General features: G+C 27.5%; 28 protein-coding genes. 25 read left to right on the forward strand and 3 right to left on the reverse strand.

Annotation, left to right across the window (positions count from 1 at the left end; translation table 11 throughout):
- Positions 1 to 9: 9 nt before the first annotated feature.
- From ACTT9R_RS04060 to recO, 7 genes are read left to right on the forward strand one after another with little or no spacing between them, the layout of a single operon-like run.
- The gene (locus ACTT9R_RS04060; RefSeq protein WP_440926760.1) at positions 10 to 1,755 is read left to right on the forward strand and encodes a RelA/SpoT family protein; all 1,746 of its coding nucleotides are present in this window, start codon (positions 10 to 12) and stop codon (positions 1,753 to 1,755) included.
- On the forward strand, positions 1,712 to 2,299 hold the full coding sequence (pyrE, locus tag ACTT9R_RS04065) for an orotate phosphoribosyltransferase (RefSeq protein ID WP_440926761.1): 588 nt from the start codon (positions 1,712 to 1,714) through the stop codon (positions 2,297 to 2,299). Before ACTT9R_RS04060 ends, pyrE begins: the two co-directional genes overlap by 44 nt.
- On the forward strand, positions 2,296 to 3,015 hold the full coding sequence (locus ACTT9R_RS04070) for a pyridoxine 5'-phosphate synthase (protein WP_440926762.1): 720 nt from the start codon (positions 2,296 to 2,298) through the stop codon (positions 3,013 to 3,015). Before pyrE ends, ACTT9R_RS04070 begins: the two co-directional genes overlap by 4 nt.
- Positions 3,016 to 3,402 (forward strand): holo-ACP synthase, encoded by a 387-nt coding sequence (acpS, locus tag ACTT9R_RS04075; RefSeq protein WP_440926763.1) that lies wholly within the window; start codon positions 3,016 to 3,018, stop codon positions 3,400 to 3,402.
- Positions 3,399 to 4,136, forward strand: a complete 738-nt coding sequence (gene lepB, locus ACTT9R_RS04080; protein WP_440926764.1) for a signal peptidase I — start codon at positions 3,399 to 3,401, stop codon at positions 4,134 to 4,136. Before acpS ends, lepB begins: the two co-directional genes overlap by 4 nt.
- Positions 4,136 to 4,804: a ribonuclease III gene (gene rnc / locus ACTT9R_RS04085; protein ID WP_440926765.1), complete on the forward strand. Its 669-nt coding sequence runs from the start codon at positions 4,136 to 4,138 to the stop codon at positions 4,802 to 4,804. The genes lepB and rnc overlap by 1 nt, the downstream gene beginning before the upstream one ends.
- Positions 4,801 to 5,481 (forward strand): DNA repair protein RecO, encoded by a 681-nt coding sequence (gene recO, locus ACTT9R_RS04090; RefSeq protein ID WP_440926766.1) that lies wholly within the window; start codon positions 4,801 to 4,803, stop codon positions 5,479 to 5,481. The genes rnc and recO overlap by 4 nt, the downstream gene beginning before the upstream one ends.
- Here recO and hemB read toward each other — a convergent pair whose 3' ends face one another.
- Positions 5,482 to 6,471 (reverse strand): porphobilinogen synthase, encoded by a 990-nt coding sequence (gene hemB / locus ACTT9R_RS04095; RefSeq protein WP_440926767.1) that lies wholly within the window; start codon positions 6,469 to 6,471, stop codon positions 5,482 to 5,484.
- A gap of 73 nt (positions 6,472 to 6,544) precedes the next feature.
- Between hemB and ACTT9R_RS04100 the strand changes: the two genes are divergently transcribed.
- The 11 genes from ACTT9R_RS04100 to ACTT9R_RS04150 all read left to right on the forward strand — a co-directional run bounded on the left by ACTT9R_RS04100 (position 6,545) and on the right by ACTT9R_RS04150 (position 16,077).
- Entirely contained in the window at positions 6,545 to 7,183 is a 639-nt protein-coding gene (locus ACTT9R_RS04100) for an aspartyl/asparaginyl beta-hydroxylase domain-containing protein (protein WP_440926768.1), read from the forward strand.
- Between the two features lies 1 nt (position 7,184).
- Positions 7,185 to 7,610 (forward strand): ribose 5-phosphate isomerase B, encoded by a 426-nt coding sequence (gene rpiB / locus ACTT9R_RS04105; protein ID WP_440926769.1) that lies wholly within the window; start codon positions 7,185 to 7,187, stop codon positions 7,608 to 7,610.
- A gap of 2 nt (positions 7,611 to 7,612) precedes the next feature.
- The gene (gene glyA / locus ACTT9R_RS04110) at positions 7,613 to 8,920 is read left to right on the forward strand and encodes a serine hydroxymethyltransferase (RefSeq protein WP_440926770.1); all 1,308 of its coding nucleotides are present in this window, start codon (positions 7,613 to 7,615) and stop codon (positions 8,918 to 8,920) included.
- Positions 8,921 to 8,923: 3 nt separating this feature from the next.
- Entirely contained in the window at positions 8,924 to 9,382 is a 459-nt protein-coding gene (gene nrdR, locus ACTT9R_RS04115) for a transcriptional regulator NrdR (RefSeq protein WP_440926771.1), read from the forward strand.
- Positions 9,363 to 10,466: a bifunctional diaminohydroxyphosphoribosylaminopyrimidine deaminase/5-amino-6-(5-phosphoribosylamino)uracil reductase RibD gene (gene ribD / locus ACTT9R_RS04120; protein WP_440926772.1), complete on the forward strand. Its 1,104-nt coding sequence runs from the start codon at positions 9,363 to 9,365 to the stop codon at positions 10,464 to 10,466. Before nrdR ends, ribD begins: the two co-directional genes overlap by 20 nt.
- A 5-nt stretch (positions 10,467 to 10,471) precedes the next feature.
- On the forward strand, positions 10,472 to 11,065 hold the full coding sequence (locus ACTT9R_RS04125) for a riboflavin synthase (protein WP_440926773.1): 594 nt from the start codon (positions 10,472 to 10,474) through the stop codon (positions 11,063 to 11,065).
- Positions 11,052 to 12,152 carry a 3,4-dihydroxy-2-butanone-4-phosphate synthase gene (gene ribB / locus ACTT9R_RS04130; RefSeq protein WP_440926774.1) on the forward strand — a complete coding sequence of 367 codons (1,101 nt, stop codon included), beginning with the start codon at positions 11,052 to 11,054 and terminating at the stop codon, positions 12,150 to 12,152. Before ACTT9R_RS04125 ends, ribB begins: the two co-directional genes overlap by 14 nt.
- Positions 12,152 to 12,541, forward strand: coding sequence for a 6,7-dimethyl-8-ribityllumazine synthase (gene ribH / locus ACTT9R_RS04135; protein ID WP_440926775.1), 390 nt, complete (start codon positions 12,152 to 12,154; stop codon positions 12,539 to 12,541). Before ribB ends, ribH begins: the two co-directional genes overlap by 1 nt.
- Positions 12,538 to 12,942, forward strand: a complete 405-nt coding sequence (locus ACTT9R_RS04140; RefSeq protein WP_440926776.1) for a transcription antitermination factor NusB — start codon at positions 12,538 to 12,540, stop codon at positions 12,940 to 12,942. The genes ribH and ACTT9R_RS04140 overlap by 4 nt, the downstream gene beginning before the upstream one ends.
- Positions 12,935 to 13,894 (forward strand): thiamine-phosphate kinase, encoded by a 960-nt coding sequence (gene thiL, locus ACTT9R_RS04145; protein ID WP_440926777.1) that lies wholly within the window; start codon positions 12,935 to 12,937, stop codon positions 13,892 to 13,894. The genes ACTT9R_RS04140 and thiL overlap by 8 nt, the downstream gene beginning before the upstream one ends.
- Positions 13,895 to 13,971: 77 nt before the next feature.
- A complete protein-coding gene (locus ACTT9R_RS04150) occupies positions 13,972 to 16,077 on the forward strand; it encodes a sodium-translocating pyrophosphatase (RefSeq protein WP_440926778.1) in 2,106 nt (701 codons plus the stop codon).
- On the opposite strand, the gene ACTT9R_RS04155 is transcribed toward ACTT9R_RS04150, so the two are convergent.
- Positions 16,074 to 16,538 carry a hypothetical protein gene (locus ACTT9R_RS04155; RefSeq protein ID WP_440926779.1) on the reverse strand — a complete coding sequence of 155 codons (465 nt, stop codon included), beginning with the start codon at positions 16,536 to 16,538 and terminating at the stop codon, positions 16,074 to 16,076. The two genes, ACTT9R_RS04150 and ACTT9R_RS04155, sit on opposite strands and share 4 nt — an antisense overlap.
- Here ACTT9R_RS04155 and ACTT9R_RS04160 point away from each other — a divergent pair.
- Genes ACTT9R_RS04160 through ACTT9R_RS04185 form a run of 6 tightly spaced genes read left to right on the forward strand, consistent with a single transcriptional unit; the run spans position 16,537 to position 19,053 of the window.
- Positions 16,537 to 17,004 (forward strand): ubiquinol-cytochrome C chaperone family protein, encoded by a 468-nt coding sequence (locus ACTT9R_RS04160; protein WP_440926780.1) that lies wholly within the window; start codon positions 16,537 to 16,539, stop codon positions 17,002 to 17,004. The two genes, ACTT9R_RS04155 and ACTT9R_RS04160, sit on opposite strands and share 2 nt — an antisense overlap.
- A 2-nt stretch (positions 17,005 to 17,006) precedes the next feature.
- The gene (gene rpmF / locus ACTT9R_RS04165) at positions 17,007 to 17,189 is read left to right on the forward strand and encodes a 50S ribosomal protein L32 (protein ID WP_075536328.1); all 183 of its coding nucleotides are present in this window, start codon (positions 17,007 to 17,009) and stop codon (positions 17,187 to 17,189) included.
- A 16-nt stretch (positions 17,190 to 17,205) separates the two neighbouring features.
- Complete coding sequence (plsX, locus tag ACTT9R_RS04170; protein ID WP_440926781.1) at positions 17,206 to 18,219, forward strand: phosphate acyltransferase PlsX; 1,014 nt, start codon at positions 17,206 to 17,208, stop codon at positions 18,217 to 18,219.
- Positions 18,209 to 18,508 carry an HU family DNA-binding protein gene (locus tag ACTT9R_RS04175; RefSeq protein ID WP_440926782.1) on the forward strand — a complete coding sequence of 100 codons (300 nt, stop codon included), beginning with the start codon at positions 18,209 to 18,211 and terminating at the stop codon, positions 18,506 to 18,508. The genes plsX and ACTT9R_RS04175 overlap by 11 nt, the downstream gene beginning before the upstream one ends.
- Positions 18,501 to 18,884 carry a MerR family transcriptional regulator gene (locus ACTT9R_RS04180; RefSeq protein WP_440926783.1) on the forward strand — a complete coding sequence of 128 codons (384 nt, stop codon included), beginning with the start codon at positions 18,501 to 18,503 and terminating at the stop codon, positions 18,882 to 18,884. Before ACTT9R_RS04175 ends, ACTT9R_RS04180 begins: the two co-directional genes overlap by 8 nt.
- Positions 18,862 to 19,053, forward strand: a complete 192-nt coding sequence (locus ACTT9R_RS04185; RefSeq protein WP_440644097.1) for a 50S ribosomal protein L33 — start codon at positions 18,862 to 18,864, stop codon at positions 19,051 to 19,053. The genes ACTT9R_RS04180 and ACTT9R_RS04185 overlap by 23 nt, the downstream gene beginning before the upstream one ends.
- On the opposite strand, the gene ACTT9R_RS04190 is transcribed toward ACTT9R_RS04185, so the two are convergent.
- Positions 19,054 to 19,344, reverse strand: coding sequence for a chorismate mutase (locus ACTT9R_RS04190; protein ID WP_440926784.1), 291 nt, complete (start codon positions 19,342 to 19,344; stop codon positions 19,054 to 19,056).
- An 88-nt stretch (positions 19,345 to 19,432) separates the two neighbouring features.
- On the opposite strand from ACTT9R_RS04190, the gene ACTT9R_RS04195 reads away from it, so the two are divergent.
- Positions 19,433 to 20,401: a COX15/CtaA family protein gene (locus ACTT9R_RS04195; protein ID WP_440926792.1), complete on the forward strand. Its 969-nt coding sequence runs from the start codon at positions 19,433 to 19,435 to the stop codon at positions 20,399 to 20,401.
- The last annotated feature ends 32 nt before the right edge of the window (positions 20,402 to 20,433 follow it).

The raw sequence follows: 20,433 nt of genomic DNA on the forward strand, positions 1-20,433 counted from the left end.
ATATCAATTATGATTAATTCAAATGAACTTATAAATAAAGTTAAGAATTATAATAAATTTCTTAATCCTGAAAAATTGGATAAAGCATATAATTTTGCTGTTAAAGCACATAAGAGTCAAAAAAGAGCTTCGGGTGATCCTTATTCTGTTCACCCAATTGAGGTTGCAAATATATTAACTGAATTAAAATTAGATAGTGCTACAATTACAACAGGCCTATTGCATGACACTATAGAAGATACTTTTGCAACGTATGAAACTATTAAACAAGAATTTGGAGATGAGGTTGCTGATTTAGTAGATGGTGTAACTAAAATTTCAGCATTTGAAAATTCAGCTGGAGCTAATTCTAAAGTTGAGAATTTCAGAAAATTAATTTTAGCAACATCAAAAGACATCAGGGTTCTGTTAGTAAAAATTGCTGATCGACTACATAATATGAGGACTATTAAAGCAATTACAAAAGAAGAGAAAAGAAAAAGGATAGCTCAAGAAACCATGGAAATTTATGCACCATTAGCTGATAGAATGGGAATGCATAGAATAAGAGATGAACTTGAGGATTTATCTTTTGAAATTTTAAATAATGATGCAAGAAAATTAATAAAAAAAAGACTTGATGAAATAAAATTGGATAGAAAAGACTTATTTGAACAACAATCTTTTGAGTTAAGTGAAATATTGAATGATAATGATATTAATGCAGAGATTCATGGAAGAGAAAAAACACCTTTTTCAATTTGGAGAAAAGTCCAAAAAAAAAGAGTCTCCCTAGAGCAAATAACAGACATTATTGGATTTAGGATAATTTTAAAAAACGTAGACGATTGTTACAAAACTCTTGGGATTTTTCATAAAAAATGGAATTGCATACCGGGAAAATTTAAAGATTATATTTCATCCCCAAAAATCAATGGTTATAAATCTATTCATACTTCTGTAATTGGTTCAAATAAAAAACCAATAGAAATTCAAATTAGAACACATGAAATGCACGAATTTGCAGAAAGAGGTGTTGCATCTCATTGGCAGTATAAATCTTCTGAAAAATTTAATTCTTTGAGTTGGAAGGAGTATGATTGGTTAAAAGATCTTGTTGAGATTATAGAAAAAAATGAAAACCCTGAAGATTCATATGAGTATACAAAACTACAAATGTTTCAAGAAAACGTATTTTGTTTTACACCAAAAGGTTCAGTTATAAAATTACCTAAAGACGCAACAGCTATAGATTTTGCATATGCTGTTCATACTAAAATTGGTAATTCAGCAGTCGCTTGTGAAATTAATGGAAATAAAAGTGAATTACAAACTATTTTAAGAAATGGAGATCGAGTAAATATTATAACATCTAAAAATAATTCACCATCACTTCACTGGATACCAACAACTAAAACAGGTAAAGCGAGGGCAGCAATAAGAAGATATTGGCATGACAAAGGAGAGCAAAAAGAGGAAAAAACAAAAAAATATAACACTACTTTATGGATGTCATTACCTGATAAGCCAGGTCAATTAGGAGATATAAGCTCACTCATTGGAAGTCATAAATTAAATATATCGAGCTTAGAAATGGTTGGTAAAAATCCTAATTATATTAATTTTAAATTTAAGTTAATTATTAGAAATCTTAAGAATTTTACTAATTTTATTGCAGAGCTAAAACAAAAGAGTATAAAATTTAAGATAATTAGACACGAAGAAAAAAGAAATGCTTTCACACAAAAAATCCTTAAATACTTTAAAAAAAACTAATGCATTATTAGAAGGTCACTTTGTTCTATCTTCAGGTCTACATTCTTCAAAATATATTCAGTGCGCAAAACTTTTAAGTTTCCCTAATTTAGCTAATAAAATTTGTAAATCTTTAGCAATTAAAATTAAAAAAAAATTTAAAAAAATTGATTTAATACTAGCTCCTGCGATGGGAGGAGTAATAATTGGATATGAAATTGGAAAATTGCTAAAAAAAGAAACAATTTTTTGTGAAAGAGTAAATGGTAAATTTACTCTCAGAAGAGGATTTAATATTAAAAAAGGTGCAAGAGTATTAATTATAGAAGATGTAATCACTACAGGAAAATCAAGTTTAGAGTGTGTAAAGTTAATTAAAAAATCAAAAGCAAAATTAATTGGATTCGCATCTATTATAGATCGATCAACTAAACAATCTTTAAAAATAAAAACTGGAATAACATCTCTTTTAAAAATTGATGTTCCAACTTATAAAGCAAATAAATTACCACCAGAACTTAGATCTATACCAATAACAACCCCAGGAAGCAGATTTATTAAGTGAAAAGGTTAGGTGTAAATATAGATCATATCGCAACTTTACGAAACGCTCGTGGAGAGAGGCATCCAGACCCACTATACGCAGCTAAAAAAGTTATTAGTTATGGAGCCGATTCTGTAACAATTCATTTAAGAGAAGATAGAAGACATATAAATGATATTGATGCAAAAAAAATCTGTGGTTTAAGGAATGTACCTGTAAACCTTGAAACTTCTATGAATGAAGAAATCGTTAATAAAGCACTTAAGATAAAACCAAATTTTATCTGTTTAGTTCCAGAAAATAGAAAAGAAATTACTACTGAAGGAGGTTTAAATATAAAAAATAATCTTAATAAGTTAGAGAAAATAATTAAAAAATTTAAAAAAGCAAAGATAAGAACAAGTTTATTCATTAACCCTTCACCAAATGACATTAAACTTGCTAAAAAATTAAATGCTGACTGTATTGAAATACATACTGGAAAACTAGCAAACTTAGTTAAATCAAAAAAAAATTATTCTAGTGAATTAAACAGAATTAAAAAAAGTGCAAAATTAGCATCAAGTTTAAATATAGAAGTTCATGCTGGTCATGGTTTAGATTATAAAACCACCAAAATTTTAACAAAAATAATAGATATTGAGGAGTATAATATTGGACATTTTATAATTGGGGAGTCAATATTTGATGGACTTTCAAAAGTAATTAAAAACTTAAAAAAAATTATAAAAAGATAAATGAAAATTCTTGGTATTGGCGTTGATATTGTTGATAATAAAAGAATTCAAAAATCGATTAAAAATCCTTTATTTAAAAAAAGAATTTATTCATTTAAAGAATTGAAACATTCTAATGCTGTAAACAATAAAGTAGCTTTTTTTTCGAAGAGATTTGCTGCAAAAGAAGCATTTTCTAAAGCCCTTGGCACAGGTTTTCGTATGAATTTAAATTTTAAAGATATAGAAGTTGTTAATGACAAAATGGGAAAGCCTTATTACGTTAAAAATAAAAAAATTACAAAAATTATACAAAAGAACTTTAAAATCAAAAATTTTAAATGTTTTTTATCAATTTCCGATGAAAAAAATTATTCAACTGCATTTGCAATTATTCAGACATCATGAAATTAGATAAAAATTTTTTTTCAGAAAATATAAAAACTTTAATTTATGCATTAATAATTGCAGTTATAATTAGATCGCTTTTATTACAACCATTTTATATTCCATCCTCATCAATGGAGCCTACTTTATTAGTAGGTGATAGGTTGTTTGTAACAAAATATACCTATGGATATAGCAAACATTCATTTCCTTTTAGTCCTCCAATATTAAACAAAAGAATTATGTTTAGTAGTCCGGAACGAGGTGATGTAATTGTATTTAAAACCCCAGCAGATAATCGAACAGATTATATTAAAAGACTAATTGGTTTACCTGGTGATAAAATTCAATTTATAGACTCTAATTTATATATAAATAATTCTGAAATTCTTAAGTCTAAAATTAAAAACAAAACTACAATTTTCTGTGGCGACAAAAGTATTGATGTTTATAGATTTGAAGAAAAACTTTCAAATGGTAAAAAATTTCATACTGTTTATTTAAAAAATTATACCTATCAAAATTCTGATGTGTTTACTGTACCAAAAGATCATTATTTCTTTTTAGGAGATAACAGAGACTGTTCTAAAGATAGCAGGTACTTAACAAGTGTTGGATATGTACATAAAGATAATTTAGTAGGAAAAGCTCAATTTATATTTTTCTCATCAGATAAAAGTATAGGAAGTTTTATTGAATTTTGGAAATGGCATAAGTCAATAAGATTTAATAGAATCTTTAATAAAATTAATTAATGAAAATTAACTATCAAAGTTTAGAAAAAAAAATTGATTTAAAATTCAAAAATAAAGATCTACTTACCCAAGCTCTTACACATAAAAGTTTTAACTCAAATACAAATAATGAAAAAATAGAGTTTCTGGGTGATAGAGTTCTTGGTTTAGTCATAGCAAAAAAACTTTTAGAAATTTATCCAGGAGAAAAAGAAGGTATTCTTGATAAAAAATTTGCATCCTTAGTTAATAAAAAAACATGTCTGGATATAGCAAAAAAAATCAATTTAGCTAGTTATGTTAAAACATATAATCCCAACAATAAAAAAATAAAAATTGAGGACAAAATTATATCTGATAGCTGCGAAGCATTAATTGGTGCCATATATCTTGATAAAGGTTATGCAATTGTTGAAAAAACAATTTTAAATTTGTGGCAAGATCATATTGAAAAAAGTGTAGTAACAGAAATAGATGCAAAAACAAAATTACAGGAACTAACTTTAAAAAATTTTAAAAAATTACCTACTTATAAATTAATTTCAAATACAGGTCCAAGACACAAACCTATATTCAAAGTTGGAGTAAAATTGCCCAATACAAAATATTTCATAGCTACTGGAAAATCAAAGAAAGAAGCTGAACAAAATGCTGCTATAGAATGTTTAAAAAATACAAATAAAAAATGAATTGGTCAGACGTAGGATTTTTAATAAGTAAAAATAGATATAATGAAAATTCATTAATTGCTGAATTATTTACAAAAGATAAAGGAAAAATATCTGGAATTATATTTGGTGGTACTTCAAAAAAAATTAAAAATTATCTTCAGCTTGGTAACAAACTCCATGTTAATTACAATTCTAAAAATGATAACAGAATAGGTTATTTTAAAATTGAAATTTTAAATGCCTATACCCCATTATATTTTGATCATAAGCAAAAGTTATCCTGTATTACATCTGCTATGAACTTAATCAAAATATTAACAGCAGAGTCTCAATCTAACGATAAAGTTTATTTTATAATTCAAAATTTATTTTTAATTTTAAAAGAAAAAGATTGGATAAAAAAATATATATTTTGGGAATTGGAGTTACTTAAAATATTAGGATATGACTTGGCGCTTGAAAATTTAGTTGAAAAAGATTTAGAAGGTAACAAAACTGTATATTATGCAAGTTCTTTAAATGAAAAAAAATATGTACCTAATTTTTTGATTGAAAAAGATCTAGAAGTTAATGATCTCAGCACTTTATTGAACGGTTTAAAATTGGTAGGCGATTATTTGGATAAAACCATATTAAGACCAAATAATTTAAATTATCCCAATAGTAGGTTGTTATTTTTAAATACTTTAAAATAATTATTTGATTATTTTATCAATTCTATCAGCGTAATAACTTACTATAGCATTGGCACCAGCTCTCTTAAAAGCAACTAAGCTTTCATATACAGCATCTTTACTAATTAATTTTTTTGATATAGCTGTTTCAATTAAGCTGTATTCTCCTGATACTTGATAGGCAAATACAGGCAATTTAAATTTTTCTTTTATTGATTTTATTATGTCTAAGTAGGGCATACCTGGTTTAACCATTACCATATCAGCTCCTTCTTTGATATCTAATGCAACTTCTCTTAAAGCTTCATCAGAATTTCTATAATCCATCTGATAAGTTTTTTTGTCTCCTTTTAATGATCCTTTAGATCCGACTGCATCTCTAAAAGGTCCATAAAAGCTTGAGGCATATTTTGCAGCGTACGATAATATTTGAACGTTTTGAAATTTATTTTTATCTAAAGCTTTCCTTATTTTTCCTATTCTACCATCCATCATATCTGATGGGGCAATGACATCACAACCCATCTCTGCCTGAAGTAATGACTGATTAATCAGTACCTCTATAGTCTCATCGTTTAGAATAGTGTTAGATTTAATTAAACCATCATGACCATGAGATGTGTAGGGATCTAATGCTACATCACACATTATACCTATTTGATTTTTGTATCTTTTTTTAATTTCTTTAATTGCTCTACAAACTAAATTTTTCTCATTTAGTGATTCTGTTCCCAATTCATCTTTATGTACATTCTGGGTTTTTGGAAAAAGAGCAACCATTGGAATCTTTTTTTTTATGGCTCTATCCACTATTTGACTCAATCGATTAATTGTATATCTGTATACACCTGGCATCGATGAAATCTCTTGCCGTTTATTTGATCCTTCAATTAAAAAAATAGGTAATATAAAGTCATTTGGACTTAAGGTATTTTCTTGAATCAGTCTTCTTGACCAAGATTCTTTTCTATTCCTTCTAAGTCTAAGACTCGGGTATTTACCAATAATCATGTTTTAATTTACTTTTAAATTGCGACAAATGTAATATACACATATACAAAAAAAAGGGTAGAAAGCAATCAAGATGACATTAGAAAATTCAAAAGTAATAGACTTAAATATTAAAAAAGAAGATAGAGTTTTAGACTTTAGCGATTTTCAGAAACAAGAAATTCAGTTTGATATTGAAAAATTGCAAGAAGCTTATCATCAAATAGTTAAGATTAAAAAATTTGAAGATGCTGGTGTAACTCACTTTGGAGCGATATCATTAACTCAAATACCTGGTGATCCAGACTCAATCAAAGGTAATAAGGCTAGAGGAGTATACTGGACAAAACCCGATAAATCTGGAAAAGAAGTAGTTAGAGATGAGTCTCTAGATGAGTCACAATATTCAGAATTTATAAAAGATTATGAAAACACTTACTTTAAAGAAGTATATGATGCTCTGTCATCTAAATATAAATTAGGAAGAGTTAGAATTCTTTTAAAAGAACCAAGATCAACTTTGAGTTGGCACAGAGATCCTGAGCCAAGATTACATATACCTATAATTACTAACCCTGGCTGTATCATGGTTATTGATAATGTTGCAAAGCACATGCCTGCGGATGGGTCAGTATGGGTCACAAATAATACGAAGTATCACAATGCATTTAATGGTGGTGAAGAGAATAGAATACATTTAGTTGCTTGTGTTTTAGATTACAAATTTAATTAATTTGAAAAAAATATTTATTTCATCAGATCACGCTGGATTTAAATTAAAAGAGTCAATCAAAGATTATTTGAAAAATAAAAAAGTAAAATTTGAGGACCTTGGTCCAAAAAATGATACTAGTGTTGATTATCCTGACTACGCACATAAAGTTGCAAAAAAAGTCAAACTTAATAAAAGAAATGTTGGTATTTTAGTTTGTGGATCTGGGACTGGCATGAATATTGCGGCAAATAAGCATAAAAATGTGCGTGCAGCGCAATGTTTTAATCTAAAATCAACAAAATTATCCAGATTGCATAATGATGCAAATATCATTACATTAGGTTCAAGATTGATATCCAAAAAAAATGCTTTAAAGTTTATAGGTGTTTTTTTAAATACTAAATTTGATGGTGGGAGACACTTAAAAAGAGTTAAAAAAATATAATTATGTCTAGTGAAAAAAATTATTTAAACGATAGTTATAAAAGTTTCTTTGAAGACAGTTTGTCAGTAAAGGATCCAGAACTTTATAAAGCTATTAAAGATGAATTAATCAGACAACAGCAGCATATAGAACTAATCGCTTCCGAAAATATAGTTTCTCAAGCAGTATTAGAAGCACAAGGTTCAGTTTTAACCAATAAGTATGCAGAAGGGTATCCTGGTAAAAGATATTACAATGGTTGTGAGCATGTTGATGTTGCAGAAAATCTTGCGATTGAAAGATTAAAAAAATTATTTAATTGTAAATTTGCAAACGCGCAACCACATTCAGGGGCTCAAGCAAATGGCGCAGTATTTTTAGCTTTGTTAAGCCCAGGAGATACATTTATGGGTATGAGTTTAAATTCAGGTGGTCATATTACTCATGGATTAAAAATTTCAATGTCTGGTAAATGGTTCAACGCAATAGGATATGATGTTGATAAAGAGTCAGAATTGATTGACTATGATAATGTTGAAAAACTTGCTTTAGAACATAAACCTAAACTAATAATTGCGGGTGGAAGTGCTTACTCAAGAGTAATTGATTTTAAGAGATTTAGAGAAATAGCAGATAAAGTTGGAGCATATTTAATGGTTGATATGGCACACTTCTCTGGTTTAGTTGCAGGTAAAGGTTATCCTAATCCTTGTGACTATGCACATGTTGTTACATCAACGACACACAAAGTTTTTAGAAGTGCAAGAGGTGGTATAATTTTAACTAATCACGAGGATCTTGCTAAAAAATTTAATACAGCAGTTTTTCCTGGTTATCAGGGTGGACCTTTGATGCATATTATTGCTGCTAAGGCTGCTGGATTTTTGGAGGCCTTACAGCCAGAATTTCAAAATTATATTAAATCTGTTTTAGCAAACGCCAAAATGCTTGCAGAGACATTAAAAAATAATGGATTTAAAATATACTCTGATGGAACGGATACGCATTTGATGCTGGTTGATTTAAGGCCTTATAACGTAAAAGGTAATCTTGCAGCTGAAAGTTTGTCTAGAGCAAATATTACGTGTAATAAAAATGGTATCCCTTTTGATACAGAAAAACCCATGATTACTTCGGGTATTAGATTAGGTACACAAGCTGCTACTACACGAGGTTTTGGACTAAGCGAATTTAAGACTGTAGGAGAATTAATAACAAAAACTTTAAAAGGTCTATCTGAAAACCCATCAGATAACAGCAAAATAGAAGAAGAAGTAAAAAATGAAGTTATTTCTTTAACTTCGTCATTTCCGATATATAAGAACCTTTAGTAAATGATTTGCTCAATATGTAAAAAAGGGGAGACCTCAGTCGTCGACTCTAGACCAACAGAGGATGGTACTGCTATAAGAAGAAGAAGACTTTGTACTTGTGGAGCTCGTTTCACAACTTTTGAAAGAGTTCAATATAGAGAATTAATGGTAGTAAAAAAAAATGGCAGAAAATCTGTATTCGATAGAGATAAACTATCAAAATCTATTTATATTGCCTTAAAGAAAAGACCCATAGATACCGAAACCATAGAAAAATTTATAAGTCAGGTCTCAAGATCATTAGAGGAAATTGGTCAAAGCGAAATATCTACTAATACAATTGGAACAATGGTTATGGATGGTTTAAAGGATTTAGATCCTGTTGGTTACGTAAGGTTTGCATCAGTTTATAGAAACTTTAGAGAAGAAAAAGATTTTGTGCAATTCGTGGACAAACTTAATGTCTACAAAAAAACATAAATTTACATTAAAAGACAAATCTTACATGGAGATAGCCTTAGATCTGGCTAGATCTCGTCATGGTCTCACTGGATCAAATCCTTCTGTTGGATGTGTGATTGTTAAAAATGACAAAATAATTTCTATAGGTCAAACTTCATTTAATGGAAGACCACATGCAGAGACTAATGCAATTAAAAATAGTTTTGAAGATTTAAAAGACTCAAAAATGTATGTTACTCTAGAACCATGTTGTCATCATGGATTAACGCCACCATGCACTGATTTAATAATTAAATCAAAAATTTCTGAAGTCATATATTCTGTTACAGATATAGACAAAAGAGTAAGTAATAAAAGTTTTAAAATTTTAAATTCGAAAAAAATAATTGTAAAAAAAGGTTTGTTAAAAAATAAAATTGAAAACTTTTATTTTCCTTATTTTTTTAATAGAAAGAAAAAATTACCTTATGTTACTGGCAAAATAGCTATTTCAAAAAACCATATTATTTACACTAAGTATCAAAAAAAAATTACAAATATTTATTCAGATATGTTTTCACATCTTTTGAGATATCAAAACGATGGTTTGATGATTACATACAAAACACTAAACAAAGATAATCCAAGATTAAATTGTCGTTTAAAGGGGTTGAAAAATTTTTCTCCTAAAAGAATTATTTTAGATAACAATTTAAAGACTAAAACAAACAGCTATATAATAAAATCTTCTAATAACAAAAATACTTTAATATTTTATAATAAAGCTGATAAATCAAAAATTTCTAAATTTAAAAGAAAAGGCATTATTCTTGTTAAATCTAAAGTAGATAGAAATAACAGATTTGATATGAGAGAAATTTTGAAAAAGCTATATAATTTTGGCTGCAGGAATTTATTGATAGAGGGTGGAAATGAACTAACAAATTCCCTGCTCAAAAATAAAATTTTTAATAAATTTTATTTATTCAAAAGCCCTAAAAATCTTTCTAAAAGCTCTGAATATTTAAAATTTAGTGGTCTGAACACATTAAATCAAAAGTATCTAACAAAGATTAATTTAAATCTGAATTTGCGAAAAGACAGAATAACATTATATAGATAGAAATTATGTTTAATGGAATAATTTATAACCAGGGTATTATTACTAAAATTATTAAAAGACCCAAGGGTATTAATATTTTTGTAAAAAGTAATCTTAAAGTCTCCAAAAAAGATATGGGTTTGTCAGTTGCATGTGATGGTGTCTGCTTAACTTTAATCTCATATAAATCAAGAATTATGGAATTTTATCTATCTAAAGAAACAATAAACCGTTCAAAATTTAAATTTTTAAAAATAAGGGATAAAATAAATTTAGAATTACCATTAAAATATGGGACAAAAATTTCAGGACATATTTGTCAAGGTCATGTTGATACTGTCGGCAGGGTATTAACTATTAAAAAAATAGATAAATCATTTCTTTTTGACTTTGATTTACCTAAAAAGGAGAGAAAACACCTAATTGAAAAAGCATCAATCTGTGTAAATGGAATTTCCCTCACAATTTCTAAAGTCACTAAAAAAGGTTTCCAAATATGGATAATTCCCCATACCTACAATGAAACGAATTTATCAACTTTAAAAAAATCTAGTTTAGTTAATATAGAGATAGATATCTTGTCTAAATACGTTAGGAATTATTTTCATGGGAAAAAATAATTTTGCATCAATCGAGTCAATTATAAGTGTAGCCAAAAAAGGGGGTATGTTTATTTTAGTTGATGATGAAAAAAGGGAAAATGAGGGAGATTTAGTTATTTCTACATCAGACTCGAATGCAAAGAATATTAACTTCATGGCGAAATACGGACGAGGTTTAATTTGTTTAGCACTAGATACTCTTCAAGCAAAAAGATTAAATTTATCTTTAATGTCTCCAGTAAATCAATCAAGAAATAAAACTGCTTTTACAATTTCTATTGAAGCAAAAAAAGGAATAACAACAGGTATATCAGCTAAAGATAGAGCTAGAACAATAAAAATTGCCTCAAAAAAAAATGTGAATAAAAATGAAATTGTTTCTCCTGGTCATGTATTTCCAATTATTGCTAAAGATGGTGGAGTTCTTGTTAGAGCAGGGCATACAGAAGCTTCAGTTGATATATCAAAATTAGCAAAAAAAAATAATTCAGCTGTAATTTGTGAAATTATGAATGAAGACGGATCAATGGCTAAAGGTCATGATTTACATAATTTCGCAAAAAAGCATAAATTAAAAATAGGAAAAATAGAAGATTTGATTGCATATAGATTAAAAAAAGAAAAACTTATTAAACTAAAAAAACAAAGCAAGATTGATGTAAAAAATCAGAAATATAATATTAGAATTTATGAGAATCTTTTAGATGGCTCTGAACACTTTGCTTTAACAAAAGGTCAAATAAAAAAAGGTATTACTCCAAGAGTAAGAGTAATTTCTTCTAATGTCGTTCAAAACTATCTAATAAATCAATCACTACCAAATTCATTTAACAAGACTCTAAATTATTTCAAAAAATATCAAAATTGCGTTTTAGTTTTTATCAAAGACTCAAATCTTAAATCAGTAACTCAGACTTTAAAAGATTATAAAAATAAAGACTTTTATAAAAAGGGAAATGACAAGTTAATAAGAAATTATGGTATTGGAGCTCAAATTATTAAAGACTTAAAAATTAAAAACATGATATTAATCACTAAATCACCAAAAAAAGTTATTGGTCTTGATGGTTATGGTATAAAAATTACAAAGCAGGAATTAATTTGATGAAAAAAAAATATCTTATTGTTGTAGCGGATTATTATAAAGAAATTGCAGAAGGATTAATAAAAAGTGCTTTAAAAATGATTCCAAAAAAAAATATAATTAAAATTATTAAAGTACCCGGCGCTTTTGAAATTCCAGTTACAATTTCAAAAAATTTAAAAAAATATGATGGTTTTTTAGCTTTAGGATGTGTAATTAAAGGTAAAACACCGCATTTCAATTTTATTTCTCAAGCTTCAACAGATGCCATAATGAAATTATCTATAGATAGTAAAAAACCTGTTGGAAATGGAATAATAACCTGTCTAAATATGGCTCAAGCAAAAGCAAGAAGAAAAAAGGGTGCTGAAGCCGCAGAAGCTGTGATTTCAGTTTTGTCTCAAAAATGAAAACTCATTATAATCCGAAAAATAACCCTAGGGTGATAATTATTCAGAAATTATATGGAAAATTTTATAATGAAGATGATGATTTAGATTTTCCAAAACACAGATTTAAAAAATTTATTAAAGATATTGTTTTAGGAACGATAGAAAGAAACGATCTTATTTTAGATGAATTAAATAATAAATTAGGTGATGAATTTGTATTTGAAAAATTGGATAAAGTTTTTCAAACCATTTTAAAAGCTGCAACTTATGAATTTATGTATAAGCCAAATTTATCTATTAATATAATTATTAAAGAATATTTAAATTCATCTAATTTTTTTCTTGAAGACTCACAAACAAAGTATCTTAATGCTTTATTAGACAACGTTGGAAAAAAATTAAGATCTAACAATGCATGAATTTGATCTAATAAATAATTATTTTTTTAAAATAGCTAAAAAAAATAAATTTGCTCTTAACTTAAATGACGATGTTTTTTTTGATAAAAAAAGAGGTGTTGTCATATCTGTTGATACATACAATATTGGTACTCATTTTTATGATTTTAAATCTCCAGATTTAGTAATTAAAAAAATATTAAGGTCATCAATTTCTGATTTAATTTGCAAAGGTGTAAAACCAAAGTTTTATTTTATCTCTGGTTCTGGTAATAAAAAAACTTTTACAAAAAATAATTTATATAAAATTTCAAAGTCACTTAAATCTGAACAAAATAAATTTGGTATTGATTTATGCGGTGGAGACACAACCTTTTCAAACAAACTAAGTTTCACAATTACTTCATTAGGATACTCGAATAAAATAATTTATCGCAATAAAGCTAAATTAAATGATGACATTTATGTGACTGGAAATTTGGGAGATAGTTATTTAGGACTTAAAGCATTAAGTAATAAAGCTAAATTTAAAAATAAAGACAAATTATTTTTTATAGATAAGTATTACAAACCAGAGTTACCTTTAAATTTAACAAAATATTTATTAAAATTTGCAAACAGCTCTATCGATGTTTCAGATGGATTAATTGATGATTTAGCAAAAATGATTAATAGACAAAGTTTATCATTTCACTTATTTAAAAATAAAATCCCTGTTTCCAATAAATTGAGTAATTTAATAAAAAAACAAAGATTGAATAAAATTAATCTAATTTCTAATGGAGATGATTATCAGGTATTATTTACTGCAGATATTAAGAATGCTAGAATCATTCAAAACACATCTAAAGCAACAGGAATTAAAATAACTAAAATTGGTAAAATTGTATCTGGTAGAGATAGATCTTTGATATTCGATGAAAAAGGCAAGCAAATACGAGCTAAATCCAAAGGTTATATTCATCGGTTTTAGAAGTTAATCGTTGTCTTTTTTATCTTTTTTTGTATTGTGCGGGCTTAAAATTTAACAACCAACAACTTAAGGTTAATATGAGCGGAACAGTCGAAACAATACTACTATATACAATTGGAGCTGGTTTATTATCTATCGTTTATGGATTTTTAACTGGAAAAAATATTCTTAATTCAAGTGCAGGAAATGCAAAAATGCAAGATATTGCATCTGCAATTCAAATTGGTGCAAAGGCATATTTAGCAAGACAATATAAAACTATTGCTATTGTTGGTGCTGTAGTTTTAGTAATCGTAAGTATTGCATTTAGTCCACTAGTAGGTCTTGGTTATTTAATAGGTGCTGCTTTATCAGGTATTGCAGGTTATGTTGGAATGTTAGTTTCTGTTGAAGCAAATGTAAGAACAGCAGAAGCATCTAGAAAAGGTTTAGCTCAAGGTCTTTCAGTTGCTTTTAAATCTGGTGCTGTGACTGGAATGTTGGTTGCTGGTTTAGCTTTATTAGCTATAGCTGTATATTATTATATATTATTAAAATCTAATGTTGAAGAAAGAGAAATAGTTAATGCATTAGTTGCATTAGGTTTTGGTGCTTCTCTAATTTCTATTTTTGCAAGATTAGGTGGTGGAATTTTTACGAAAGGTGCAGACGTAGGTGCTGACTTAGTCGGAAAAGTTGAAGCTGGAATTCCTGAGGATGATCCTAGAAATCCTGCAGTGATAGCTGACAATGTTGGTGATAACGTAGGAGATTGTGCAGGTATGGCTGCTGATTTGTTTGAAACATATGCTGTTACAATTGTTGCAACAATGGTTTTATCTTCAATTTTCTTTGTTGGAGATTTAAATATGATGATTTACCCTCTATCCATTGGTGCTGCATGCTTGTTAACATCTATTATTGGAACATTTTTCGTTAAACTTGGAAAAAGTAATAACGTTATGAATGCATTGTATAAAGGATTTGTTGTCTCTGCAGTAGCATCTTTAGTAATTCTATGGCCTGTTACAGATCATGTAATTGGTTTTACAAATGAATATACAATTAATGATAAAACTTTTAATGGAATGGATCTATATTATTGTGGTGTTATAGGCTTAGTGATTACTGGATTATTAATCTGGATTACTGAATACTATACAGGAACAAGTTATAGACCAGTTAAATCTGTTGCGTTATCGTCAACAACTGGTCATGGTACTAATGTTATTCAAGGCCTAGCTGTTTCTATGGAAGCAACAGCAATACCAGCATTAATAATTGTTGCAGGAATTCTTATTACAAATTCTATTGCTGGTCTCTTTGGTATAGCCATTGCAGTTACTACTATGCTTGCATTAGCGGGGATGGTTGTTGCTTTAGATGCGTACGGACCAGTTACAGACAATGCTGGTGGTATCGCTGAAATGTCTAATCTTGATAAAAAAGTTAGAAAAACAACAGATGCCTTAGATGCAGTCGGGAACACTACTAAAGCCGTCACAAAAGGTTATGCAATTGGTTCTGCTGGTTTAGGTGCTTTAGTTTTATTTGCTGCTTACACAGAGGACATCAAGCATTTTTCAAAAGAAGCAGGATCTGCATTAGAAGGTATCGTAGTAACTTTTGATTTATCTAACCCTTATGTAGTTGTTGGTTTATTAATCGGTGGAATGTTGCCTTATCTTTTTGGTTCAATGGGAATGCAAGCTGTTGGAAGAGCAGGCGGTGCAGTTGTAGTTGAAGTAAGAAGGCAATTCAAAAAATTCCCTGGTATTATGAAAAGAAAACAAAAACCCGATTATGCTAAATTAGTAGATTTGCTTACAGTAGCTGCTATCAAAGAAATGATTATACCGTCACTATTACCAGTTTTATCTCCAGTTGTTTTATATTTTATAATTCTATCAATTGGTGGACAAGTTGCTGCCCTAGCAGCAGTTGGCGCAATGTTACTTGGTGTTATTATAACTGGTTTATTTGTTGCGGTATCAATGACTGCAGGCGGTGGCGCATGGGATAATGCAAAAAAATATATTGAAGACGGAAATCATGGTGGAAAAGGTTCAGAAGCACATAAAGCTGCAGTAACTGGAGATACTGTTGGTGACCCTTATAAAGATACTGCTGGTCCAGCTGTAAACCCGATGATTAAAATTACTAATATTGTTGCTTTACTATTGTTAGCAGTGATAGCTGGTTAATTTTTAGTTCTTTTTATACCCCTAGGATCGTCAATTCTTTGTCTTAGGGTATAAAAGAAATTATAAATAAATGATCGTTTTGAATGATCTGCTTTTGTTGCAGTTTCGTCAAATTTTAGCTTATTCATATCATCTTTGTTAAAAAATTCTTTTTTTATCAAAAGCCCTTTTTTGTCTATGTCTAGTATAAGGACATTATTGACAAGTAAAACTTTTTTTCCTAGTTTAGTAAGCTTTGATGTACTAGTTTTTCTTTCTATATAAATATAAACTTCATTATCAAAAGTACTTTTTGTTGATGGAGGCCCAATAATTTTTAATATATCATTTTTATTTGATATATTAATTTTTAATATTTTCTGCTTTTTCTCAAGGTTATGTACTCCGTGATGTTGTATAGGTTTATTTAATGAACAGTTTGATATAAATATTAATATTAAAAATAAATATATTTTTTTCATGAAAAATAATTATATTCATCTTTATAATAATCTGATTAAATTAGCTACAAATAAAGATCTTTATATTAATTTTAAAAAACAAGACACTTTTTCAGAACGATTAACTTTTTTTTTGTTACATTTTGCTTTTTTTTTAAAAAATTTTAAAAATCAGAATAACAATTTAATTTTACAAGAGATATATGATTTTAATTTTAGACAATTAGAATTAAGTATAAGAGAAATAGGTTACGGAGATCAATCAATTAATAAAAAAATGAAGGAATATATCAATGTTTTCCATGGTATGGTTTCCGATATTCATTTTTGGGAAACTTTATCAAAAACAGAAAAATTAAATAAAATTTCAAATTTTTTAGTAGATATTGATAATATCGAATATTTAGTTGATTATTTTGAGGATTTTAATAAAAACTTATCAAAAAAAACTTTGAATTCTTATTTAAAAAGTGTAAGTAACGCATAATTATGGCTGTACCAAAACGTAAACAAACCCCATCTAGAACAGGGATGAGAAGGGCACAAACGATGAAATTTTCAACTAAAAATATAGTTGAAGATAAAAATTCAGGTGAATACAGGCTATCACATCACCTTGATTTAAAAACAGGTATGTATAAAGGCAGACAAGTTTTAGATCCTAAAGAGTAAAATATCATATATAATAATGCTAGATATGATTAAAATTGCAGTAGATGCAATGGGTGGTGATGGTTCACCAAAGAAAATAATAGATGGAATAATTTTAAATAATAAATCAAATAAAAATAATTTTTTCAATATTTTTGGCAATAAAAATAAAATATATCCATTAATCAATGGAAAAATTCCTAAAGAATATTTTGAGATAATTCATACAGAAAATAAAATACAAAGCACAGATAGTCCTTTAGAAGGTGCTAAACGAGGTAAAGACACAAGTATGTGGCTTGCAATTCAAAGTGTAAAAGATAAAGAGAGCGATATAGTTATATCTGCAGGTAATACAGGTGCATTATTAGTTGTATCAAAGTTAAATTTAAAAATGATCGATAATATAGATAAGCCTGCACTTTCTGCGTTATGGCCAAATAAAATAGGAATGAGTGTTGTTCTTGATTTAGGAGCAAACATCGAGTGTAGCTCAAAAAATTTATTAGATTTTTCAATTATGGGTGCATCATTATTTACTTCACTTTATCCTGAGGAAAAACCAAATGTTGCCTTGTTAAATATTGGTTCAGAAGAATTAAAAGGTAATGAAGTTATTAAAGAAACTTATCAATTATTGAACGAAAAAAAATCAGATAATTATAATTTTGCTGGTTATATAGAAGGAAATCATCTAATGGATGGTAAAGTTAATGTTATAGTTTCAGATGGATTTACTGGTAATGTTGCATTGAAAACAGCAGAAGGGACTGCTAATTTTATAACTAGTGAATTAAAAAATGCAATGACCAGAAATTTAATGGGTAAAATTTCATCTTTATTGAATATATCAAACTTAAAGAAATTTAAGAAAAGACTGGATCCTAGATTGTACAATGGAGCTATCTTTATTGGATTAGACTCACCAGTTGTTAAAAGTCATGGTGGAACAGATTATATTGGTTTTTCAAATTCTCTAGATGTTTGTCATAGAATTGTAAAAGGTAATTTGATAGAAAAGATTAAGCAAAATATTATGTATGAGAATTAATTTAACTAAAAAAGACTTAGTTAATTTGGTTTATATGCAATTAGGATTTTCGAAACAAATCTCAGAAAATTTAATTGATGATTTTTTATCTATTATCATGTCAAATATTAAAAAAGAAAAAAAATTAAAATTATCTAAGTTTGGTACCTTTTCTATAAGACAAAAAAAATCTAGGATTGGTAGAAACCCTAAAACTAAAGAAGCAAAAGTAATTTCAAGTAGAGATGTTGTATTATTTAAACCATCAAAGGAATTTAAAGAATTCGTTAATTTAAAAGATAATGATTAAATTAGATAGTGCTTATAAGACTATTGGTGAAGTGGCTAAAATATTAAATCTTAAATCAAATGATAAAGGAGCTTTACCGACTCACATTATAAGATTTTGGGAAACTCAATTTAAACAAATTAAACCAAAGATATTAAATTCTAATAGAAGATATTACGATGAAAAAACAATAAATCTTCTTAAAAAAGTTAAATTTTTACTGAAAGACCAAGGCATGACAATAAATGGTGTAAAAAAAATACTAAATAATGAAGATTCTTTAAACCTTGACGAAATTGCAGATAAATCTATAAGAACTGAAAATTTAAAAATTAAGTTATTAAAAATTTCAAATAAACTAAAAGAACTAAAAAATGGCAAAAAAAACGCACGTTAAAGTAAGAATGGTTCCTGAGGCAAAACCAGATAGCCCTTATTTCTATTATGTCAAAAAACCAGCCGGAGGTGAGAAAGCTAAAGTAAAACTTTCAGCAAAAAAATACAACCCGGATACAAGAAAACATGAAACTTTTGTAGAGAAGAAACTACCACCGCACAGTAAGTAATTACTTCTTTTTAAAGTTTCTCTTTTCGTAATCAATATAAGACAAGATCATATTTTTCCATATACGATTTGTTATTTTAGGATCAATCTTTAATTTTTTTGATTTTGAATGAATTTTTTTAAGTATAAAGTTGATACGTTTTTTATCTACAATTTCTTTTTTAAATTCTTTAAGTTTTAAAACTTCTTTAACAAGATTTGTTCTATATTTAATTAAGGATAACAACTTATTGTCTAATTTATCTAATTTAGATCTTATTATTTTTAATTTTTTTTTGTTTATAGGCGACATTTAATTTATTGGTTTAATTAATAATTATTATATTTATCTATTCATGTACAGTCAGAATTATTCTTTAAATTTTCAATTAAAAATATGGATGATTACATTATTATTAATGATCGTGCTTATAATTTTAGTAGGTGGACTAACTAGATTAACTGACTCTGGATTATCAATTACTACCTGGGAGCTTTTTGCTGGTACTTTACCTCCTTTAACAAGTGATAAATGGATAGAATATTTTGATCTTTATAAAACAATACCTGAATATAAAGAGCAAAATTTTAATATGACTTTGGATGAATTTAAGGTAATTTTTTGGTGGGAATGGGCTCATCGTCAGTTGGGAAGATTAATTGGTCTAACTGTCCTTTTACCTTTAATCTATTTTACAATCAAAAATGGTGTTTCGATTTTAAAAGAATATTCAATAATCTTTTTCTTAGTGTGTTTTCAAGGATTTATTGGATGGTATATGGTTTCTAGTGGATTGGTTGATAGAGTTGATGTTAGTCACTATAGATTATCACTGCATTTAGTAACAGCTTTTATCATTTTATCTATAGTTTTTTGGAAATATTTAAATCTTACTGATGTAAAAATAAATCAAATTAATATTAAATTAAACTCAATTAAATTATTTTTTGTGTTGTTATTTTTACAGATAATAATTGGAGCATTTGTTTCAGGCATGGATGCAGGAAAAATTTATAACACATGGCCATTAATGGGCTCCTCATTCTTTCCTGATGATAGTATGATAGCAGATCTTTTTAATATCACTGTATTTGATGATCAATCACTAGTTCAATTTATCCATAGGAATTTAGCGTATTTAATTTTTATAATATATTTATACATACTTTACTTAGTTTTAAAAAAAGGGAATATAAATTTAAGAACTCCAATTTTTGTTATTGGAATTGCTTTATTGTCTCAAATTTTTTTGGGAATTCTTACACTTTTATCTGGAGTAAAAATGCTTTATGCGTCTCTACACCAGATAAATTCTATTTTAATAATACTTTCAACATTGTATTTTCTTTATATTGCAAAATATAAATAGGTTATTTATTAGTTTCTATTTGTTGACATTAA

The sequence above is a fragment of the Candidatus Pelagibacter sp. genome (assembly GCF_052049835.1).
Lineage (GTDB): Bacteria > Pseudomonadota > Alphaproteobacteria > Pelagibacterales > Pelagibacteraceae > Pelagibacter.

Coding starts and splice junctions, on each gene's coding strand:
- ACTT9R_RS04060 (WP_440926760.1), top strand. CDS start 10: ATGATTAATTCAAATGAACTTATAAATAAAGTTAAGAATTATAATAAA.
- ribD (WP_440926772.1), top strand. CDS start 9,363: ATGTCTACAAAAAAACATAAATTTACATTAAAAGACAAATCTTACATG.
- ribB (WP_440926774.1), top strand. CDS start 11,052: ATGGGAAAAAATAATTTTGCATCAATCGAGTCAATTATAAGTGTAGCC.
- ribH (WP_440926775.1), top strand. CDS start 12,152: ATGAAAAAAAAATATCTTATTGTTGTAGCGGATTATTATAAAGAAATT.
- nrdR (WP_440926771.1), top strand. CDS start 8,924: ATGATTTGCTCAATATGTAAAAAAGGGGAGACCTCAGTCGTCGACTCT.
- ACTT9R_RS04195 (WP_440926792.1), top strand. CDS start 19,433: ATGATTACATTATTATTAATGATCGTGCTTATAATTTTAGTAGGTGGA.
- rpmF (WP_075536328.1), top strand. CDS start 17,007: ATGGCTGTACCAAAACGTAAACAAACCCCATCTAGAACAGGGATGAGA.
- ACTT9R_RS04190 (WP_440926784.1), bottom strand. CDS start 19,344: ATGTCGCCTATAAACAAAAAAAAATTAAAAATAATAAGATCTAAATTA.
- ACTT9R_RS04150 (WP_440926778.1), top strand. CDS start 13,972: ATGAGCGGAACAGTCGAAACAATACTACTATATACAATTGGAGCTGGT.
- ACTT9R_RS04100 (WP_440926768.1), top strand. CDS start 6,545: ATGACATTAGAAAATTCAAAAGTAATAGACTTAAATATTAAAAAAGAA.
- ACTT9R_RS04125 (WP_440926773.1), top strand. CDS start 10,472: ATGTTTAATGGAATAATTTATAACCAGGGTATTATTACTAAAATTATT.
- ACTT9R_RS04160 (WP_440926780.1), top strand. CDS start 16,537: ATGAAAAATAATTATATTCATCTTTATAATAATCTGATTAAATTAGCT.
- acpS (WP_440926763.1), top strand. CDS start 3,016: ATGAAAATTCTTGGTATTGGCGTTGATATTGTTGATAATAAAAGAATT.
- ACTT9R_RS04155 (WP_440926779.1), bottom strand. CDS start 16,538: ATGAAAAAAATATATTTATTTTTAATATTAATATTTATATCAAACTGT.
- recO (WP_440926766.1), top strand. CDS start 4,801: ATGAATTGGTCAGACGTAGGATTTTTAATAAGTAAAAATAGATATAAT.
- lepB (WP_440926764.1), top strand. CDS start 3,399: ATGAAATTAGATAAAAATTTTTTTTCAGAAAATATAAAAACTTTAATT.
- ACTT9R_RS04175 (WP_440926782.1), top strand. CDS start 18,209: ATGAGAATTAATTTAACTAAAAAAGACTTAGTTAATTTGGTTTATATG.
- ACTT9R_RS04140 (WP_440926776.1), top strand. CDS start 12,538: ATGAAAACTCATTATAATCCGAAAAATAACCCTAGGGTGATAATTATT.
- thiL (WP_440926777.1), top strand. CDS start 12,935: ATGCATGAATTTGATCTAATAAATAATTATTTTTTTAAAATAGCTAAA.
- glyA (WP_440926770.1), top strand. CDS start 7,613: ATGTCTAGTGAAAAAAATTATTTAAACGATAGTTATAAAAGTTTCTTT.
- hemB (WP_440926767.1), bottom strand. CDS start 6,471: ATGATTATTGGTAAATACCCGAGTCTTAGACTTAGAAGGAATAGAAAA.
- rnc (WP_440926765.1), top strand. CDS start 4,136: ATGAAAATTAACTATCAAAGTTTAGAAAAAAAAATTGATTTAAAATTC.
- ACTT9R_RS04185 (WP_440644097.1), top strand. CDS start 18,862: ATGGCAAAAAAAACGCACGTTAAAGTAAGAATGGTTCCTGAGGCAAAA.
- ACTT9R_RS04180 (WP_440926783.1), top strand. CDS start 18,501: ATGATTAAATTAGATAGTGCTTATAAGACTATTGGTGAAGTGGCTAAA.
- plsX (WP_440926781.1), top strand. CDS start 17,206: ATGCTAGATATGATTAAAATTGCAGTAGATGCAATGGGTGGTGATGGT.
- pyrE (WP_440926761.1), top strand. CDS start 1,712: ATGCTTTCACACAAAAAATCCTTAAATACTTTAAAAAAAACTAATGCA.